Raw genomic sequence first — 19,901 nt, 5'->3', positions numbered from 1 at the left:
TAGGCAAACTGGTTATTAGACGATACCTCGATAATTATTAATAATTGTGCAAAAGGATAACAAGAATTATTGAGGATTGTTGGGTGGCTTCACATATTTTAGATTTTTTAGTTTTAGGTAATAACTTTGGCACCAGTGAAATGCGAGCGGTTTGGTCGGAACAAAATCGCTTAGAAAAGCAAGTTGAGGTGGAAGTTGCGTTAGCACAAGCGCAAGGTGAATTAGGTGTTATTCCTGTCGATGTAGCAAAAACCATTGTGAGTAAAGCCAATGCCGCTCAATTATCCCTTGAAGAAATTGCCGAACAAGCGGCTAAAGCTAAGCACTCGTTAATGTCTACCATTAACGCCCTTCAACAGCAAGTTGGTCAAGCCGGTCAGTTTATCCATTATGGCGCAACCACTCAAGATATTGTCGATACCGCAACGGTGTTGCAGTTAAAACAATCTTTTTCCATTATTGAACGTGATACCAAGCTGGTCGCTCTTGAGTTAAAACGTTTAGCCAAACAGTATCAATATCTACCAATGGTTGGGCGCACCCATGGTATGCAAGCGTTACCGACGACCTTTGGTTTTAAGCTGGCAGTCTGGCTTGATGAGTTTGTCCGTCATCTACAGCGGTTAAACGAAATCAAACAACGGGTGCTGGTGGGGAATATCAGTGGCGCAATTTGTACTTATGCCTCAATTGGTAAACTGGGATCGCAAGTTGAAGAACGTGCTTTATCTCGACTAGGACTTAATACCCCCAATATTGGCTGGCAAGCAGCACGTGATCGCTTTTCCGAATATGCCTCAGTCATTGCACTTATCAGCGGCAGTTTAGGCAAAATTGGCAATGAGTTTTATAACTTAATGCGCACTGAAATTAATGAAGTGGAAGAGCCGTTTTCTGACGGTAAAATCGGTTCAACCACCATGCCTCATAAACGCAATCCCGCAGCTTTAGAAGGCCTTGCCAGTTTAACTGCGCCTTTATTAAAAAGTGTGGCATTGATCCATGAATCGATGAAAGTTGAACATGAACGTGACGCCATGAGTTGGCGAGCGGAGTGGATCGCCCTGCCAGAAATTAACCTCTATATTTCAGCACAATTACAAACAGCGTTAGCGGTGCTTAAAGGTTTGAAAGTCAATGCCGATCGTATGTTAGCCAATTTATCTCTACAAAATGGCTTACTGCTGTCAGAAAAAGTGATGTTTGAAATAGGTAAACGGCTAGGCAAGCAGACTGCACATCATTTGGTTTATCAATGTGCGATGCGAGCGTTTGAGCAAAATCAACCGTTTAAAACCGTGTTACTGGCCGATCCAAATTTAAATCAGGAATTTAGCGAAGCCGAACTTGATAGCTGGCTCGACCCAATTAACTATCTTGGTTTGGCACCGGAAAAAGTCGATCAGGTTATCGATTATGCTGAGCAAAGTGGAGTATTAGCATGAGCGTTCGCCTGATCACCCACGCCGATATTCCTGCTTATCAACGGCTGTTACATGATGCCTATCAAGCTACCACGCAATTAGGGATCCATTTCGCTGCCGCAACGGTCACGCCAGAACAAATCGCCCGGCATATTGATTCAAATGCCGTTTATGTTTATGAAAAACAGGGGCAATTAGTTTCAACATTAAGCATCCGTTTTCCGTGGGGCAATAATCCCGGGCCTTATGGGTTACCGCATTTAGGTTGGTTTGCAACTTGTCAGCACTATAAAGGACAAGGTTTTGGCAATGCGTTATGGGAATTTGTTGAAAAGCAGATTTTAATTAACCAGCTAAAGTTACCCGCCGTCACCCTCGGCACAGCGGCAAATCACCCATGGTTAGCACAGATTTATATTAAAAAAGGCTACCATGAAATTGGTCAAGCCGATTTAACCGCTGATCACACCACTATCTATTTTGAAAAAATATTTAATCATCAAAGCTACAGCGAATGGCAAAACAGGAGTACCAAAGTATGCAAACCATAAAAACCCTATGTTCAGCAGCGTTAATCGCTAGCTTAACCTTATTAACGGCATGCGATAACCAATCGAAAACTCAAGCCCCCGAAAAGACCGTTATTAAAGTCGGTTCAACCGGTCAAAGTTATCCTAATGGTTATAAGCAGGATGATAAATTAGTTGGTTTTGATGTGGAAGTAACACAAGCCATTGCCAACGAGTTAGGCTATCAAGTTGAATGGGTGATTGCTGAATTTGGTGGCTTAATGGGGCAGTTTGATTCGGGGCGATTAGATACCATTGCCAATGCCGTTGCCATTACACCAGCCCGTCAAGCTAAGTATGATTTTTCCAATGCTTACAGCTTTTATGGTAGCCAAATTGTGACACATAAAGATAATCAAACCATTAACACTCTGCCCGACTTTAACGGCAAAACTATTGCCGGCGTTTTAGGGTCAAATCACATTAACAATCTGAAAAAAGCCTTCCCGAATAATGAGATCACCATTAAAACTTACGAAACAAGGGACGGAGCGATGTATGATACGGAATATCAGCGTGTTGACGGTTATGTGAATTCTAAACCGATTTTACTGGCCGAAATCAAACGCAAAAATTTACCGTTTAAATTAGTCGGTGATCCAATCACTATCGAACAAGTGGCGTTCCCATTTAGTAAAGATGAGAAAGGTCAGGCGCTGCGTGAAAAATTTAATCAAGCTTTAGAAAAGTTACGTGCTAATGGCACCTTGAAAAATCTATCGATTAAATATTTTGGCGAAGATATTACCTCATGAATTTTAATATAGACTATTTTTTTGGCGTGTTTGGACAGATATTACCGTATTTGCCGGTCACGCTTTTTATTGCGATAGTCTCAATATCATTTGCCATTGTTTTAGGATTGGCTATCGCCCTGTTGCGTAATAACAAGATAATGATTGTTGATGCGATTTTTTCGCTGTTTATTTCGCTATTTCGTGGTATACCGTCGGTCGTGTTACTGTTTATTATCTATTACGGATTACCGCAAATCTTTCCGGTATTAAAGCAAATGGGCGCAACTACGGCGGCCATTATCTGCTTTAGCCTAAAATATTCAGCCTATTTAGCCGAAATCTTTCGGGCAGGTTTGGCATCGGTCGATATCGGTCAGAAAGAGGCGGGGTTGACATCGGGTTTAACTATCTTTCAAGTTTATCGAGGCATAATATTGCCACAAGCAATGGTTAACGCCCTGCCCAATACCGGTAATATGTTTATCTCGTTACTTAAAGATTCATCAGTAGCTTTTTTTGTCGGTGTGCAAGAGTTACTTGCCGCAGGGAAGATGTTAACGGCCAACTCTTTTCTCTATTTTGAAACCTATTTAGCGGTGGGTATTGTCTATTGGCTTACTGTGGTCGCTTATTCCTGGCTACAAAAGCAGTTAGAACGAAAACTGACTAAGCCATATCATCGTTAAAGGAGGCGGATTATGATTAAGGTATCAGAGCTATCAAAAAGGTTTGCCAATAATCCAGTATTAAAAGAAATTAACCTAAATGTAAAACAAGGTGAAGTGGTGGCAATTATTGGTCCGTCAGGTTCGGGAAAATCCACCTTATTGCGTTGCTTAAATTTATTAGAAAAACCCGATAGCGGCATTATCCAAATTGGCGAGGTGACGCTTGATTGTCAGCACTATAATCACAGGCAAGAGACCGAATTGCGTAAACAGTCGGCAATGGTGTTTCAACACTATAACTTGTTCAAAAATAAAACGGCGTTAGAAAACATTACTTATCCGTTAATTGTTGGCCAAAAAATGGATAAGAAACAGGCGATGCAACGAGGGCTGTGGTTACTTGAAAGGGTGGGCATGGTTGATTATGCCAATCAATATCCGATCACGTTATCCGGCGGGCAACAACAACGCATTGCTATCGCCAGAGCGCTGGCAGTCAGACCGAAAGTGTTGTTATTTGATGAGCCAACCTCCGCACTCGATCCGGAGCGGGTGCACGAGGTGTTACAAGTGATGCTGCAACTTGCTAAAGAAAATATCACAATGATTATTGTGACGCACGAAATGGAGTTTGCTAAATATGTGGCCGATCGGATTATCTTTATGGCTAACGGCATTATTGTTGAGGAAGGCTTAGCAAAATCAATTATCGACAATCCCCAAAATGCCTTAACCCAACGCTTTTTACGGCAATTAACGGATGATATCGATTTTCAAATTTAGTTAACTGTTTAACCGCAGTTAATTAACCGCCAACTGAGGTAAAAACCGAGCTTGATTACAGCGTCAACCAATGGCGCTGTAAAAATTGATCTAAACTTAATCCATTTGCCAGTTGTTCAATATCGGCCAATAAATTATCGGTTTTTTGCTCATCCCCGACTGCTTGCAGTAGTTTTAAGCGCATCTGCTCACTGGTATAAGGATTTTGTGGTGATCCTTTTGGAAAATCAATCCGCTGTGAAAGCTTATTGCCGGACAAAAATTCGATTTCAACAACCACATAGCGATTTGAGGGCTTATGACAGGTATTTACCGTTTGATAATGGCGTTGCATTTTTTGCATTAACGACACAATATTGTCAGCAATCGGCTCAGGGGAAAAACGTTCAAAATCAAGTGGATAACCCAGCAGCGTCAAGGCTAAAATATATTCTGCGGAAAACCGCCCCTGCTCACCGGTTGTCGGGGATTGGTAAATTAACGCCGCATCGCTTTTCGGTGGCGCAAAACAGAGGGTAATGTTGGCAATGTTATCCGGCTTAAATTGTTGCTGATAAAGTAATTGTCCGGCATCGGCAATGTAAGCAGCCGCTGAACAATAAGAGTAGGTTTTAAACCATAGCCCAGGCTCAACGATTTTCCACGGTTTTGCCCATTGTTGTAAGGTCAATTGCTCATTATTCTGCCCATAAATAGCTAAAAAACCGAGGTTTTCATCTAAAAAATTTTGATCGGCAGTCAAACCCGCTCTTAACCATTCAACGGTTTGCAATGCTTGTTGAGCGGCTAGCCCGGCATGTAAAAACTTAATCGGTGTCCCCATTAACAAGCGCATGCCGGCGGCTTGAGTGGCTGCTAAAGCAAAAGCTTCGGTTAAAAAAGGTTCTTGATATAAGTAGCAAATGGCGACTGTTGCGGCAATGCCGCCTAAAGTGGCCGTCGCATGCCAACCTTTTTCATAATGGTAGGGATTGACACTTTTTCCCAACAATGCCATAACTTCAATCCCGATCACATAGGCGGTTAAAAAGCGCCGACCGTCAATATTTGTTGGTGGTTTATCTAACCGTACACTGGCAAATAGTGCAGATAAAATGACGGCTGAAGGGTGACCTCGTACATCGGCATGGACATCATCATAATCCAGACAGTGCGCTTGAAAACCATTAAACAGCGCCGCTTGACGAGCGGTCGCTAACTGCTTACGACCAACCAGCCATGCTCGTTGATGCCCGCCTTCATCGGTTAACCACGCCAGCAATTTTTGCGCATCTGCATCATTATGCGCTTGTAAGCTACTGGCAAAATAGTCAGTAACGCCAGCAATGGCTCGACGGATAACAATGCGATCACTGATTACTGGTGTCTGTTCGATAATCTGCGCTAATTGTTGAGTTAAATTCATGGACTGTTCTCGTCATGGGTTAATGGCTGCTTATATTTTTAATAAACGCTATTTGGCTAGGTTTAATGAATCATATCACTTAATCGGTTTAGATAAATATGTTTGATCACGATTTTCTATGTTAAAATGCTCGACCTTCGTTAATCATAATCTGATAAAGTCACCGGTTATTATGTCAATTTGTTATATTGCTTTAGGTAGCAACCTTGATGATCCTTTTGCTCAAGCTAATCGTGCTATTGCGGCGTTAAAACAGTTACCTAATTCCAGCGTGTCTGCGGTGTCGCCTTTTTATCGCAGTAAACCTTTAGGGCCGCAAGATCAAAATGATTATCTTAATGCAGTTATCAAACTGACCACCACGCTATCACCCATTGAATTACTCGATCAACTGCAAGCGATTGAAAAATCGCAAGGGCGTGTTCGTAAAGATAACCGTTGGGGCGCAAGAACGTTAGATCTCGATATTTTACTTTATGATGATTTAATCATCGACAGTGAAAGATTAACTATCCCACATTATCATATGAAAAACCGAGAATTTGTGCTTTACCCGCTGTTTGATATCGCACCCGATCTTATTCTACCTGATAACGATAACTTGTCTGATTTAGTTTCCAAATGTTGTGAAAATGGAATAAAAAAGTGGAATAAGTAATTATCTTTATTAATAACAGATAGTTGTCGTTTTTGATTTATTTTTCAGCAAAAAAATATTAAAAAAAATTTGCCAAAGGCTAATTTATTGCTATAGTTTAGCGCTTGCAAATAATCTGTACTTAAGGGGATTGCTGTGAAAAAGGAACAAAAATTAAATACATCTTCTCTTAGCCTACTTTCAATTGCTGGGCTAGAGCCTTATAAAGAGGCAAAAGATGAGGAGTATATGAATCCTAAGCAATTGAAACATTTCAAACTTATCTTAGAAGCATGGCTTTCACAACTTCAAGGTGAAATGGGGAAAACTGTGTCTCACATGCAAGATGAGGCTGCTAATTTTCCAGATCCAGCTGACCGGGCAACACAAGAAGAAGAGTTCAGTTTAGAATTACGTGCTCGTGATAGAGAACGAAAACTTATCAAAAAGATTGAAAAAACATTAAAGAAAATCGAATCCGATGATTTTGGTTATTGTGACTCTTGTGGTATTGAAATCGGTATTCGTCGTTTAGAAGCAAGACCAACAGCGGATTTATGTATCGACTGTAAAACGCTTGCAGAACTCCGCGAAAAACAAATGGGCATATAATTCCCATTTAATCAATAAATTATCTTCATTAATCCGATATGCCTAAACGCTATATTGGTCGTTTTGCCCCGTCGCCTTCAGGGCCACTTCATTTTGGTTCATTGGTGACGGCTCTGGGTAGCTATCTTCAAGCCAAATCTTGCCAAGGTAAATGGTTAGTTCGGATTGAAGATATCGACCCGCCCCGTGAGGCGAAAGGGGCATCATCCCTTATATTAAAAACACTTGAAGCCGTTGGCTTACATTGGGATGACAGCGTATTGTATCAATCAGCTTGTAGCGAGCGCTATTTAGATATACTGCATTCACTGTTAGCTAAGCAGCAAGCTTATTATTGCAACTGCACCCGTGCGCGCATTCACCAACTTGAAAATGGTATTTATGATAATTATTGTCGCCAGCGATATTTAACCATTGGTCAGGGGCAACCTTTAGCGATTCGCTTAGCACAACATCATCCGATTTTTCAGTTTGAAGATAAAATTCAAGGTTTACAAACAGTTGAGCCAGCTAAGGCAAAGGAAGATTTTATTATTCATCGAAAAGACGGGCTATTTGCCTATAATTTGGTTGTGGTGTTAGATGATCATTATCAAGGCATTAGCGAAATTGTGCGAGGTGCGGATCTATTACCGGTTACCGCTCAACAAATTTCGCTTTATCAGTTGTTTGGCTATCCGGTGCCAACTTACTGCCATTTACCGCTCGTGTTGGATAATCACGGAAATAAACTTTCCAAGCAAAATCACGCTAAACCGATTGATTTAAACAATTTAACAGCGTTAACCGTTCAAGCTCTACAATTTTTAGGGCAACCTATCTTGCCGGATTGGCGAGATGCCAGCCAAACCGAACTGCTGCAATGGGCGATTGAACACTGGCAGTTAACCGATGTGCCACAACAAAATCGCCTATCACCCGCCAATATAGGATAGATTTGGTAACATACCGATCTGATGCTCTTGCAGTAAATGTTTTTCCGGTTTGATCATTAATGAAGCGAGGATTCGAGCTTTAAGTTGGGCTTTTTGCGCCGGACTAACCAATAGGTCACGCAAATCAACCGCCGCTTGCCCAAATAGGCAGTAATGCAACTGACCCAATGATGAGACTCGCAAACGGTTACAACTTTTACAAAAATCTTTTGAATACGGCATAATCAGCCCGATCTTGCCCTGATAATCGCTATGCGCATAAACCTTAGCCGGGCCGGATAACGGCGCTTTGGGTTGTAATTGCCAACCTTGCTCAATTAATTGCCGCTCAATCATTTGACCGGAAAAGTGATAACGTTGAAAAAAAGGCTGACTTTCAGCAGTTTCCATTAGTTCAATAAAGCGTAATTCAACTGGTCTATCTTTAAGCCAAATCAGGTAATCAGACAGGTTATCGTTAAGATTTTTCATCAATACAGTATTGATTTTAACTTTTTTAATGCCGACTTCTAACGCTTTTTCAACACCTAAAATTAATGAAGTTAATTTATCTTGCCCGGTGATGAGCTTAAACACATGTGGCGAAAAACTATCAATACTCAGATTAATGGCGTTCAGACCGGCTTGCTGCCAATGCGCAACATTTTTTAATAAACGTGATCCATTGGTGGTTATTGCCAGTTCAGTCACACTCGGATATGTGGCTATCAGCGATAGAATATCAATAAAATCACGACGTAAGGTCGGCTCGCCACCAGTTAAGCGAATTTTATGCACGCCAAGTTCGGTAAATGTTGAGACAACATTACCGATCTCATTAAGCGATAAAAACTGATGTTCTTTGTTGGGGCGATAACCGTCAGGCAAACAGTATTGACACTGAAAATTACACTGCTCGGTAATCGACAAGCGTAGATATTGAAATCGACGCTGAAAATTATCCATTAATTGCATATCACAAACACCTTATCCAAATCGGGAAGCATAGCCATTTCTGCGCTATACCGCGGCTAGTCCACCATATGAAATCCAAACTCACTTAGGTGAAAAAGCTTCAGAGTTTGTTTAAGTCTAGCATAGACACTATTTATTGACTACGGACAATTAATTGTTATCACTATTCGATGATTGATTAGAGGATTCAATTTCATCATTATTACTTTCAGTATGAATAACGGTGATGTAATTGGGTATAGTCGGCGCACAACGATAAAGATAGACCCACTGCATACCATTTTGTTCAATTTTTATGTATTGATTAATTAATTTGTCACTTTCAGTATCGCTAGGCGATTGTTGATCTTTATATTGATCAAGAAATTCTTTTATTATTTCCTCACCCTCGGTTAATGGGCCTTGATAATTTGCTATATAATCTGCACTTAACTGCTCTAATTTCTTTAAGAATAAGGCTTGCTCTTTTTCAATATTAAACTGCTTAGGATTATGATAGCCTAAAGTGGTATAAATCCTGTCTGCGATCGGTGAACCTGTGTTGACTTGTTTTTTTTGCCACAAAATATATTTAAAGGGAGCAACAATATTACCCCCAAAATAAAGAGATACGATGTCGGTACCAATGAGATTTGCAAATAGAGCTGTATCAAGCCCCAAATACAACTTGAAATGCCGATCAGCTCCAAGACCTTTACAATCAGTGATGTGCGAGTTTTAGGATTTTCAACGCTCGCTTCTGTACCCTCTATAACATAAGGATGCATCCATATTATATGATCAGCAGGTCGACGTAGCGCATAGGCAAAATAGCTACCACCGTCAATTGGGTCAACCACTACCTCAACATAATCACCGTCAGCAAAAGCAACACGACTACAAACCCCTTCAATTAGCTTATCACCTAATTTAAATCGGTAATATTGTTCAATATTTGGCGTATCGCCCTTGCCGGCTGAATCCTGTGCAGCAATCATTTGATTGATTTTATACACCACAGCGAGATAACCGATTGAGTTTAAATTAATATCCGCACACCCAGCTAATTGGCGGGCTTGAATAAAAGTCTCTCGTGATGAATAGACAGCTAAATCCGTGATATAACCAGTGATAATTTGATAATGTGCAATCGAGGTTGTGGTGCAAGATTTCATAAAATTCCTTCTTTGTTATTCGTTGATGCTATCTAGTCAATAATTGGTAGCCAGTTAGGTAATGTTGGCGTTTTACAATAATAATCACATTCGCCTTTAAATTGCGCTAACGGTTTAAATTCGGGTGTCTGCGGATCATTAAATATGTCACTGGCACCTGCACGATATAATTTTTTAAATCGTATGGTTTCGCCAGCAACGCTATGTCGCCAAGGTTTTGGATAACCCCAAGAAGCTAAAACTTGATTACCAAAAAACGAGTACCCGCCACCTGCCGCAAAGAAGATGAAAATAATGCTAAATATCCACCCCCAAAAACTATATTTAATTACATTAAGCAGGTAACTCAATGACGCATCATTGCAAAGGCTTATAATTAAAAATACAAGACAACAAATCACAACCATAATGGTAGTTAAAATAAAGTTTATTTTCAAAAATTCACATGTTGACATGCCAATATAACGGGGAAAAATCAACATGTGTTGCGCTGGAATTCGAATGGCATAGCATTGATAAGTATCGTAGTCTTGTGGCGGTTTGACCAGCATTTCAACATAGTCACCCTCTTCAAAAGCAATGCGGCTAACTCGCCCTTCGACCGCATGATTACCCACATAACAGGTGAAGTATTTTCCCTTTAACAACGGGCGAGATTTGAATAAATAACTAAAAAAAGCCAGAATGGATGAGATTAATAGCAGAGTTTGATCGTCCTTTTCTCCTTTCTTCAACTTACTGACAGTCCCTTTAAGTAAATAAAAATCTTTTTTCATTGATAACTCGCTAACTTTGATTAATACCTTGTAGTTTGAATAATATGACAATTTTTTACGTTTTTTGTTTATTATAGGGGGTTTATTTATTTCATAACTAGAAAATTTTTTTCATTCACTCTATTACCCTATATTTTTAGGTTATTTGCAGCTTTGCTTAGTATTCATTCTATTTCGGTATATAATGATTTCCTTGTCGATAAAACCGTCAAATGGAGGTTGTGATGATCACCCAAGTAAGCCCTTTTGGATCAATGGATTTGCTGGCACAAGCTGAGGTTGATATTTTAAAAAAATCAGCCAATAGTGAACTCTATCAGCTATTTAGAAATTGTGCGTTAGCGACACTTAATGCTGGCAGTAAAACCGATAGTACTAAAGAACTTTTAGATAGATTTAAATCGTTTGAAGTCAATGTTATTAGTAAAGAGCGTGGGGTCAAATTAGAGCTTATTGATGCCCCGGAAAGCGCTTTTGTCGATAAGAAAATTATTCGCTCAATACAGGCAAATCTTTTTGCGGTGTTGCGTGATATTCTTTTCTTAAACAGCCAAATTAGTGCGGTAAAACAGTTAGTTTCTAATGTGAAACTTGAAAAAGACCTCTCCTATTACATCACCAACCTTGTGTTTTCGATTTTGCGTAACGCCAATGCGCTACATGTTGGCGAAGAGCCTAACCTTATTGTTTGTTGGGGTGGGCATTCGATTAATGAAAACGAATACTATTATGCCCGTCAAGTCGGCATGCAGTTAGGGCTACGTGAGCTTAATATCTGCACTGGCTGTGGACCCGGCATTATGGAAGCCCCAATGAAAGGCGCTGCTGTTGGTCATGCTCAGCAACGTTATAAAGAAAGTCGATTTATTGGTATGACAGAGCCTTCAATCATTGCCGCTGAGCCACCTAATGCACTGGTAAATGAACTTATTATTATGCCGGATATTGAAAAACGGCTTGAAGCATTTGTCCGTATCGCGCACGGTATTGTTATTTTTCCAGGCGGTCCGGGCACCGCTGAAGAGCTGCTTTATATTTTGGGTATTTTGTTAAATCCGGCCAATAAAAATCAAACTTTACCGCTTATTTTAACCGGTCCAAAAGAGTGCGAAGATTATTTTACGGCAATCGATGACTTTATCCGTAATACCCTTGGTGAGCAAGCGACTCAACTTTATCAAATTGTGATTGATTCACCGGAAAAGGTCGCTCGGATTATGAAAGAAGGGGTCAAACAGGTTAAATCTTCTCGCTTAAAAACCGGCGATGCTTATGGATTTAACTGGCTGCTGAAAATCGATGAATCACTCCAGCATCCGTTTACGCCAATTCATGAAAATATGGCTGCGCTGAATTTACATAAAGATCAACCGGTTGAGCTATTAGCCGCCGACTTACGCCGTGCTTTTTCCGGTATTGTTGCCGGCAATGTCAAAGAGTTTGGCATGAAGCAAATTGCTGAACATGGTCCATACAAGTTGCAAGGGGATCGTGAGCTGATGAAACAGTTGGATAATCTGTTACGCAGTTTTGTTAAACAAGATCGGATGAAATTACCGGGTGGAAGCGCTTATCAGCCATGTTATGAGATCTGTTATTAGTCCTGTTAATTATATCCTTTAATGATATCACTACTCTGCCAGCAAAGATGTCGGCAGAGTAGTTAGCAAGTAGCTAAAATCATGACAAATCATTTAAGATATCTAACGCTTCAGATACTTTTTTCACACCAAAAACTTGCATATTTTCCGGTCTCTTTTTGGGCATATTGGCTATAGGGACGATCGCCTTTTTAAAGCCATGCTTAGCTGCTTCGGCAATTCGCTCTTGTCCACTAGGTACCGGTCTGATTTCACCACCTAAACCAATTTCGCCAAAAATGACCACATCTTGCGGTAACGGGCGATTGCGAAAACTTGAAACTAAGGCCGCGATTAAAGCTAAATCGGCGCTGGTTTCTGTCACTTTTACGCCTCCGACCACATTGACAAAAATATCTTGATCGGCCATTTGTAATCCACCATGTCGATGCAATACCGCCAACAACAGCGCTAAGCGATTTTGATCTAAGCCCACGGTCACTCGCCTTGGGTTGCCATACATGGAGTGATCAACCAGCGCTTGAATCTCTACCAGCAATGGACGGGTACCTTCCCATAACACCATAACGGAGCTACCGGGTAGCATTTCATCACCCCGACTTAAAAATATTGCTGACGGGTTACTTACCTCTTTCAAACCTTGTTCAGTCATGGCAAAAACGCCAAGTTCATTCACTGCACCAAAACGGTTTTTATGGCTGCGCAGCGTTCTAAACCTTGAATCGGCATCACCGTCTAATAATATTGAGCAGTCAATGCAGTGTTCCAGCACTTTAGGCCCCGCAAGCGAACCGTCTTTAGTCACATGACCGACCATAATAATGGCAATACCTTTGGTTTTGGCAAAGCGAGTTAAATAAGCGGCGGTTTCCCGCACTTGCGCAACACTACCGGGCGAGGATTGAATATCAGACAGATGCATCACTTGTATCGAATCAATCACCATAAGTTTTGGTTGAGATTGATCGGCCAGTAAACAGATCTGCTCGATACTGGTTTCAGACAGCATGTTGATATTATCGGTCGGTAAACCTAATCGGTGGGCGCGCATTGCGACTTGTTGTAAAGACTCTTCACCAGTCACATAAAGGGTGTTCATGTGCGCTGAGAGTTTACTCATCGTTTGCAATAATAAGGTACTTTTACCGGCGCCGGGATTACCGCCGATCAATATCGCACTCCCCGGCACTACGCCGCCACCGAGCACCCGATCGAATTCAGAAAATCCGGTTGAAAATCTCGGTAGTGCTTCTAAACTAATTTCAGATAATTTTTGGATTTTTGCTTGCCCGGCGACACTGCCGGCATAGCCTGTTAATCGTTCATTACGTGATGATGAGCTTGCAAGCCTAACTTCGGTTATGGTGTTCCAAGCATGACAAGCACTACATTGCCCTTGCCAACGTGGATAATCAGCCCCGCAATCATTACAAACATACGCACGTTTAACACTTTTTGCCAAATTATTCTCCTAACCTTCACTTAATAAACTTGTCGATAAGATACACCATAATCCAGTTAAATCTGCATAATTAATGCTAATTCTCGCCTTTTCTACCACTTTTGGTTTGCCATGATAAGCAACCCCAAGACCAGCAATACGAATCATCATTAAATCGTTGGCACCATCGCCAATTGCCACGGTTTGTTCAATAGGAATATTTAATGAGGCGGCTAATTGTTGTAAAGTGCGAGCCTTATATTTGGCATCGACAATTTGACCGATGACTTTACCGGTTAAGCGATTGTTTTTAATCTCTAACTCATTGGCATACGCATCAACTAACTTTAATTTCTGCTTTAGGTGATCTGCAAAATAGGTAAAACCGCCAGAGGCAATGGCAACATGCCAACCTTTTTTATGTAACTCTTTAACCAAATAGGTTAATCCCGATGTCATTGGTAGTGACTGTTTAACTTGCTGTAAGATATCTTGATGTGCACCTTTTAGGGTTGCGACTCGTTTACGTAGACTGGTTGCAAAATCAAGCTCACCTCGCATGGCTTGTTCGGTAACGGCTGCAACTTGCTCGCCAACGCCATGCAGTTTTGCCAGTTCATCAATGCATTCAATGGTAATTGCCGTTGAATCCATATCCATAACCAATAAGCCCGGTGAGTTTAAAGTTGGCAAATTATCGATAGGTGAAACGTCAATACCTAATGCCAGCGAAATTGATTTCGCTTTTTTGGGGATCATACCGGCAATACGGACAATTTGATAAGATTTCACTTTCCAAGATGACACTATCACCATTGGCATTGCCAATTGTCTTTGGAAGTTCGATAAAATCGTTTTATTTAATTTTTTACCATAAATAATCCAACCTGTTTTACCGGCATTATAGTCAAGCGGTACCACTTCACAGCCATTTAAAGATAAAGGTAAACCTTGCCAGTATTGAATATTTTCGGGGAGATCATTATAGGTTAATGTGTAAGCCATAACAAAAATCTTAATAACGCAAAACAGATTTGGAATTTATCATATCTATCAAAAATTGTCCAAGTAAGGATTATAAGATGTTATTAATTGAAATTTCGGACTAAAAACACCCCGCTCATCAATTTTTTTCAAAAAAATTGATGTCATTGTTAATCAATATTCATTGCCTTTAGTTTGTTTTGGTTTAGTTTAGAAATGACGAAAGAATACTAAACGGCTAATCCCCACAAACACAGCTGTTCAAGTGCCGGACCGATTTTTTCACCCAAAGGGGTTAATTTATATAACACTTTAAGTGGTGGTTTTTCACCATATACACGGCGAGTAATAAGTTGATCTTCTTCCAACTTTTTAAGCTGGATGCTTAGCGTCATATCAGTGATTTCTGGGATCACCATTTTTAACTCACTAAATCGTTTTTCACCAGAAAGCAAATAATAAAGGATAACACCTTTCCATTTTCCACCGATTAAATCCATAGCTAAACTTATTGGGCAATAATAAATTTTATTCTTATATCGTATTGATGATCGATGTTCACGACTTTGCATACACATTCCTACTATCAAATTTGATAGATATTGCTGAAAAAATATTAGTCAATAAACTAAATAGAGTAACTAAATTTTTTATAGTATAAAAACAAAGGAACAATTATGCCATTAATTATTTTAGGTCATCCCAATATTGAACAATCAATTGCCAATAAAACGATTGTTGAAACATTACAAGATAAAGTTAAGGATATTGAAATTCGTAATATTCACCAACTTTACCCAGATTACAAAATCAATGTACAAGAAGAACAAGCTGCTTTACTTAGACATGATCTTATCGTTCTACAATACCCTATGTATTGGTTCAACATGCCAGCGATACTTAAAATATGGTTTGATGAGGTATTAACCTACCAATTTGCTTATGGTTCAAAAGGAGATAAATTAAAAGATAAAAAGTTATTGCAAAGTTTAACTGTAGGACAAACAGAGCAAAATTTTCAAAAATATCCCCCTGAATTAATGAATCATTTACTTCAATCCGTTAAAATTTCAGCACTCTACACCCAAATGAAATACCTTTCCCCTGCCATTTTATATGGCGTGTCGCCTGTAATAGAGGGAGAAAAAACGACAATAAAAGCAAAAGCGTTACAACATAGCCAGCAATTAGCTCAATTGATTGAAAATTACAGTCAGTAGCGCAACGTTAATGCTTTATTCATTTTTTAATAGTGCATAGCTTTTTTAAAATGCACTAATTACTTTTTCTTAAAATAGCGTAGAAAAACCCATCGCCGCCGTTGTCGGTGGGTAAAAACTGTTTAACCTCGCCTTGCAATTTCGCATCACTATTTTCTTGTAAAAAACGCTCAATCTGCAATCTATTCTCGTCAGGGAGGATTGAGCAGGTAGCATAGACTAAAGTGCCACCTGTTTTTAAATAAGGCCAAATATTGGTTAAGATCGCATGTTGCAGTTCAGTCAATTGCGCTATATCGCTATCTCGCCGTAACCATTTGATATCGGGATGACGACGAATTACGCCGGTAGCGGAGCAAGGTGCATCAAGCAAGATACGATCAAAAAGTCGCCCTTTACACCATGTTTCCGGTGTTAAACCGTCGCCAACTTTCACTTCGGCATGTTGTCTTAAGCGAGCTAAATTTTCATCAATGCGTTTTGCTCGACTGGCATCCACGTCAACCGCTAGCACGTGAGCTTTTGGCGCCACTTCTAAAATATGGGTGGTTTTACCGCCCGGCGCGGCGCACATATCTAAAATCTGTTCGTCATTTTGTGGTGCCAATAGGTAAGCGGCATATTGCGCTGATAAGTCTTGCACCGTTACCGCACCTTGAGCAAAACCCGGTAAGTTAGTGACATTTACCGGTGATAATAAGCGAATAGCAGAAGGTATATCGGCAAAAACGGCGGATTGAATTTGTGCATCAGCCAGTAATTGTTGATACTCAGTTGCAGTATAGTGATTCAAATTCACCCGTAGCCACATGGGTGGCTTTTGATTATTGGCTTCAACAATGGCTTGCCAATCATCGGGATAAGCTTGTTTAAGGCGATTTAATAGCCATGTCGGATGCCATGTTCGGCTGGCTTGTTGTTGGCTCTCTTTACTCAATTGCTGGGTTAATGTTGTTTGCTGGCGCAAAAACTCACGCAATACCCCATTAACCAAACCTTTTAATGCCGATTTTTTGAGATCGTTGACCGCATTAACTGTCTCGCCAACAGCAGCATGTTCAGGAATTCGGGTATAGAGAATTTGATAAACTCCAACAAGTAATAAATAGTGCAAAACCCTATTTTTACCGGTCATGACTTTTTTCATCAAACGATGAATGTAAAAGTTAAGCTCCGGCAATACTCGCATCACGCCAAAACAGATCTCTTGAACTAAAGCACGATCTTTGTCGGCTATTTTAGGTTGCAAAAACGTTAAGGCATTACTTAGCGACTGCCCGTCTTCCAGCACGTTATAAATAGCCTGTGCGCAAATCGCTCGAATATTTTGTTGTAACTTTTTAATCATAAATAATAATAACCTTAACGCATTGATAAATTATAGTATTAATGACCCAACCCAACCGGCGATAAATAACGGAATATTAAAATGGGTAAATGTTGGGATCACACTATCACGTATATGGTCATGTTGCCCGTCACTGTTCAGCCCGGCCGATGTAGCTAAAATGGTATCTGACGGCGGTGAGCCGGCATCTCCAATTGCGCCCGATGCGCCAATTAAACAGACCGTTGCAATCGGTGAAAAACCTAATTGCACACAAAGCGGTACATAAATGGCTGCAATAATCGGCACGGTTGAGAATGATGAACCAATCCCCAGTGTTATCACTAATCCCACTAACATCATCATAAATGAGGCCACCACTTTATTACCGGCAAATAACGCTGCGCTATTGATAACCAGTGGCTCAATTTCATGGGTCTGTTTTAACACTTCAGCAAAGCCTTGTGCTGAAATCATCACAAAACCTATCATCGCCATCATTTTTATACCGTCAGTAAATACCCCGTCAGCTTCACCCCATTTTATGGTGCCAGAGACAATAAAGCAGATAAAACCAATCAGAGCACCTAAAATCATTGATCCGGTATAAAGTTGCACGGTGAAAGAGAGTACAATAGCCAATAAAGAGACGATAACTGAACGTTTATTCACGTTGTTAAGCGCATCAAGGTTTGTCTCTTCACGAATAATTTTATATTCACGTGGTTTACGGTAACTGACAAAAATTGCCCATAATAAACCACAAAACATACCTAAAGCCGGAATTGCCATTGCATGCATAACATTGACATGGCTCACATCCATACCTGATGAGATAATATTTTTTAACAATATTTGATTTAAAAAGATATTACCAAACCCGACCGGTAAAAACATATAAGGGGTAATCAGACCGAATGTCATGATACAGGCAATCATACGTCGGTCTAATTGTAGTCTCGACATGACATATAACAGTGGCGGAATTAACAGCGGAATAAAGGCGATATGGATCGGAATAATATTTTGCGAGGAAATACTCACTAATCCAATAATGACAATTAATGTCCACTTAATTCGGGTTTTTGCACTGCTCGATGTTAGCTGTTTTATCGCTTTGTCCGCTAATAATTCAGGTAACCCTGATTTGGATATCGCAACAGCAAATGCACCTAACATGGCATAAGAAAGTGCAATGTTGGCGCCATTACTGATGCCGGTATTAAAAGCATCGATTGTTTCTTTTAAAGTTAAGTGACTAAACAGGCCGCCGGCAAATGCGCCGATAATTAAACTAATTACCACATGCACACGGCATAGTGACAGCACTAACATTAAAATAACAGCAACGACGACAGCATTGATTGAAGATAAAAATTCAAGAATGGTATGCATAAAATGGATTCTTCGTAGCTCAGTAAAATAAGTTATTCTAGGCGATAGCCAACCAAAGTGCAATTGATCATGCCGACTTAACCGCCAGCCCTTGCCTATTTAAAAAATCATCGCTTTGCGTTTAAATAAAAAACAACCCGTCAAAAAATTAAATAAAAAAATAAAATCAATATGTTGATTGAATTTTTCGCAATTTAGATTTAATTATTTGATTATTCATTTGTTGATGTAGATCGCATTTTGCCAAAAAATCTTTTTTTTACCTTGCTAATCGCCCAATTAATCGATATTTTAAACAATAGAAATTTTTAATAGAAATCAACTTATTTATAGAAATATAATAATAAATACCAATATGGCTGATCTAAAAATTTACACAATTTATGTTTTAATGAATTGATTTTTGTTTAAGGAGAAAGATATGTCTAACCGTCCAATAGGATTGGCAGCGTTAACTGTCTTAGATGTTTCACCAGCCAATCAAGTTTTGGTTGCTGCCGAAGCCGGTTATACTCATGTTGGTTTACGGCTTATTCCCGCTACCCCAACCGAACCCGTTTATGCAACTGTTGGTGACACGCCAATGGTGCGCGAAATTGAACGTCGGTTAAAAGAGACCGGCATTAAAGTCTTAGATATTGAGATTTTTCGCTTAAAACCCGATACCCGTGTAATCAACTTTTTACCGGTACTTGAAACAGGTGCCCGATTGGGTGCTAGTCAGGTACTGCTGGCGGGCAATGATCCGGATCAAAATCGCCTGGCCGATAATTTTGCTCAGCTGTGTGAAATTGCCGCACCACTTGGCATTGCAATAAATATTGAGCCGATGCCATGGACTGATATTCCAACAGTAAATGCCGGTATTGAATTACTCAAAACAGCCAATCAAAACAATCAAGGAATGATTATCGATCCGCTACACTTTGATCGTGGGGCAAATACTTTGGATGATTTGAAAAAAGTACCTAAAGATTGTTGGCGGTATATGCAACTGTGTGACGGCACCAAAGAGAAACCAAAAGATATAGAAGGATTACTCTATCAAGCTCGTAACTATCGCCTGTCACCGGGTCGAGGTGGTATTGACCTTGTGTCACTGTTAAAAGCGTTACCGGAAATGCCAATTTCAATTGAGTGCTGTAACGATGAGTTAGCGTTATCCAAATCACCGATTGAACGCGCTAAAATGTATATTGAAGATGCACGTGCATTATTAAAACGTGTAGCAGAACAATCGTAAATGTGTACCCTTTGCTAAAAAGCAAAGTCAGTAGTG

Annotated in this window: 21 protein-coding genes and 1 riboswitch; of the genes, 11 read left to right on the top strand and 10 right to left on the bottom strand. The window is 40.0% G+C overall.

Annotated features, from left to right (window positions below; genetic code table 11):
* Positions 1 to 83: 83 nt before the first annotated feature.
* Genes purB through J3U74_RS08225 form a run of 5 tightly spaced genes read left to right on the top strand, consistent with a single transcriptional unit; the run spans position 84 to position 4,181 of the window.
* Positions 84 to 1,445, top strand: a complete 1,362-nt coding sequence (gene purB / locus J3U74_RS08245; protein ID WP_267329158.1) for an adenylosuccinate lyase — start codon at positions 84 to 86, stop codon at positions 1,443 to 1,445.
* A complete protein-coding gene (locus J3U74_RS08240; RefSeq protein ID WP_267329159.1) occupies positions 1,442 to 1,975 on the top strand; it encodes a GNAT family N-acetyltransferase in 534 nt (177 codons plus the stop codon). The genes purB and J3U74_RS08240 overlap by 4 nt, the downstream gene beginning before the upstream one ends.
* Entirely contained in the window at positions 1,963 to 2,748 is a 786-nt protein-coding gene (locus J3U74_RS08235) for an amino acid ABC transporter substrate-binding protein (protein WP_220218263.1), read from the top strand. The genes J3U74_RS08240 and J3U74_RS08235 overlap by 13 nt, the downstream gene beginning before the upstream one ends.
* A complete protein-coding gene (locus J3U74_RS08230) occupies positions 2,745 to 3,416 on the top strand; it encodes an amino acid ABC transporter permease (protein ID WP_267329160.1) in 672 nt (223 codons plus the stop codon). The genes J3U74_RS08235 and J3U74_RS08230 overlap by 4 nt, the downstream gene beginning before the upstream one ends.
* Before the next feature lie 12 nt (positions 3,417 to 3,428).
* A complete protein-coding gene (locus tag J3U74_RS08225; RefSeq protein ID WP_267329161.1) occupies positions 3,429 to 4,181 on the top strand; it encodes an amino acid ABC transporter ATP-binding protein in 753 nt (250 codons plus the stop codon).
* 55 nt (positions 4,182 to 4,236) lie between these two features.
* Here J3U74_RS08225 and J3U74_RS08220 read toward each other — a convergent pair whose 3' ends face one another.
* Positions 4,237 to 5,586: an MmgE/PrpD family protein gene (locus J3U74_RS08220; protein WP_267329162.1), complete on the bottom strand. Its 1,350-nt coding sequence runs from the start codon at positions 5,584 to 5,586 to the stop codon at positions 4,237 to 4,239.
* A gap of 172 nt (positions 5,587 to 5,758) precedes the next feature.
* Here J3U74_RS08220 and folK point away from each other — a divergent pair, with 172 nt between their 5' ends.
* The 3 genes from folK to gluQRS all read left to right on the top strand — a co-directional run bounded on the left by folK (position 5,759) and on the right by gluQRS (position 7,770).
* Entirely contained in the window at positions 5,759 to 6,244 is a 486-nt protein-coding gene (gene folK, locus J3U74_RS08215; protein ID WP_267329163.1) for a 2-amino-4-hydroxy-6-hydroxymethyldihydropteridine diphosphokinase, read from the top strand.
* Positions 6,245 to 6,379: 135 nt separating this feature from the next.
* Complete coding sequence (gene dksA / locus J3U74_RS08210; protein ID WP_220218268.1) at positions 6,380 to 6,835, top strand: RNA polymerase-binding protein DksA; 456 nt, start codon at positions 6,380 to 6,382, stop codon at positions 6,833 to 6,835.
* A 38-nt stretch (positions 6,836 to 6,873) separates the two neighbouring features.
* Entirely contained in the window at positions 6,874 to 7,770 is an 897-nt protein-coding gene (gene gluQRS / locus J3U74_RS08205) for a tRNA glutamyl-Q(34) synthetase GluQRS (RefSeq protein WP_267329164.1), read from the top strand.
* Here the strand turns inward: gluQRS and moaA are convergent.
* The 4 genes from moaA to J3U74_RS08185 form a co-directional block, all read right to left on the bottom strand.
* Positions 7,750 to 8,724 carry a GTP 3',8-cyclase MoaA gene (gene moaA / locus J3U74_RS08200; protein WP_267329165.1) on the bottom strand — a complete coding sequence of 325 codons (975 nt, stop codon included), beginning with the start codon at positions 8,722 to 8,724 and terminating at the stop codon, positions 7,750 to 7,752. The genes gluQRS and moaA overlap by 21 nt on opposite strands.
* Positions 8,717 to 8,842: riboswitch (molybdenum cofactor riboswitch) on the bottom strand. It overlaps the preceding gene by 8 nt.
* A 32-nt stretch (positions 8,843 to 8,874) precedes the next feature.
* The gene (locus J3U74_RS08195; protein ID WP_267329166.1) at positions 8,875 to 9,288 is read right to left on the bottom strand and encodes a hypothetical protein; all 414 of its coding nucleotides are present in this window, start codon (positions 9,286 to 9,288) and stop codon (positions 8,875 to 8,877) included.
* Entirely contained in the window at positions 9,225 to 9,878 is a 654-nt protein-coding gene (locus J3U74_RS08190; protein WP_267329167.1) for a hypothetical protein, read from the bottom strand. Before J3U74_RS08190 ends, J3U74_RS08195 begins: the two co-directional genes overlap by 64 nt.
* A 32-nt stretch (positions 9,879 to 9,910) precedes the next feature.
* A complete protein-coding gene (locus tag J3U74_RS08185) occupies positions 9,911 to 10,654 on the bottom strand; it encodes a hypothetical protein (protein ID WP_267329168.1) in 744 nt (247 codons plus the stop codon).
* A 224-nt stretch (positions 10,655 to 10,878) separates the two neighbouring features.
* Between J3U74_RS08185 and ppnN the strand changes: the two genes are divergently transcribed.
* A complete protein-coding gene (gene ppnN, locus J3U74_RS08180) occupies positions 10,879 to 12,255 on the top strand; it encodes a nucleotide 5'-monophosphate nucleosidase PpnN (RefSeq protein ID WP_220218273.1) in 1,377 nt (458 codons plus the stop codon).
* Between the two features lie 79 nt (positions 12,256 to 12,334).
* Here the strand turns inward: ppnN and radA are convergent, their stop codons facing one another.
* The 3 genes from radA to J3U74_RS08165 form a co-directional block, all read right to left on the bottom strand.
* Positions 12,335 to 13,717, bottom strand: a complete 1,383-nt coding sequence (radA, locus tag J3U74_RS08175; RefSeq protein ID WP_220218274.1) for a DNA repair protein RadA — start codon at positions 13,715 to 13,717, stop codon at positions 12,335 to 12,337.
* A gap of 9 nt (positions 13,718 to 13,726) precedes the next feature.
* A complete protein-coding gene (gene serB, locus J3U74_RS08170; RefSeq protein WP_220218275.1) occupies positions 13,727 to 14,701 on the bottom strand; it encodes a phosphoserine phosphatase in 975 nt (324 codons plus the stop codon).
* Positions 14,702 to 14,910: 209 nt separating this feature from the next.
* Complete coding sequence (locus J3U74_RS08165) at positions 14,911 to 15,252, bottom strand: winged helix-turn-helix transcriptional regulator (RefSeq protein ID WP_267329169.1); 342 nt, start codon at positions 15,250 to 15,252, stop codon at positions 14,911 to 14,913.
* 105 nt (positions 15,253 to 15,357) lie between these two features.
* On the opposite strand from J3U74_RS08165, the gene J3U74_RS08160 reads away from it, so the two are divergent.
* Positions 15,358 to 15,900: an NAD(P)H-dependent oxidoreductase gene (locus tag J3U74_RS08160; RefSeq protein WP_267329170.1), complete on the top strand. Its 543-nt coding sequence runs from the start codon at positions 15,358 to 15,360 to the stop codon at positions 15,898 to 15,900.
* 55 nt (positions 15,901 to 15,955) lie between these two features.
* Here the strand turns inward: J3U74_RS08160 and rsmB are convergent, their stop codons facing one another.
* Both rsmB and J3U74_RS08150 read right to left on the bottom strand, forming a co-directional pair.
* Positions 15,956 to 17,248 carry a 16S rRNA (cytosine(967)-C(5))-methyltransferase RsmB gene (rsmB, locus tag J3U74_RS08155; RefSeq protein WP_267329171.1) on the bottom strand — a complete coding sequence of 431 codons (1,293 nt, stop codon included), beginning with the start codon at positions 17,246 to 17,248 and terminating at the stop codon, positions 15,956 to 15,958.
* 30 nt (positions 17,249 to 17,278) lie between these two features.
* Positions 17,279 to 18,622, bottom strand: coding sequence for a Na+/H+ antiporter family protein (locus J3U74_RS08150; RefSeq protein WP_220218278.1), 1,344 nt, complete (start codon positions 18,620 to 18,622; stop codon positions 17,279 to 17,281).
* A 421-nt stretch (positions 18,623 to 19,043) separates the two neighbouring features.
* On the opposite strand from J3U74_RS08150, the gene J3U74_RS08145 reads away from it, so the two are divergent.
* Positions 19,044 to 19,865: a sugar phosphate isomerase/epimerase family protein gene (locus J3U74_RS08145; protein ID WP_220218279.1), complete on the top strand. Its 822-nt coding sequence runs from the start codon at positions 19,044 to 19,046 to the stop codon at positions 19,863 to 19,865.
* Positions 19,866 to 19,901: the final 36 nt, after the last annotated feature.

This window comes from Gilliamella sp. B3892, assembly GCF_026536305.1.
Classification (GTDB): Bacteria; Pseudomonadota; Gammaproteobacteria; order Enterobacterales; family Orbaceae; genus Gilliamella.
Note: the sequence above shows the minus strand (reverse complement) of the source record. Positions and strands in the feature narration are given on the sequence as shown.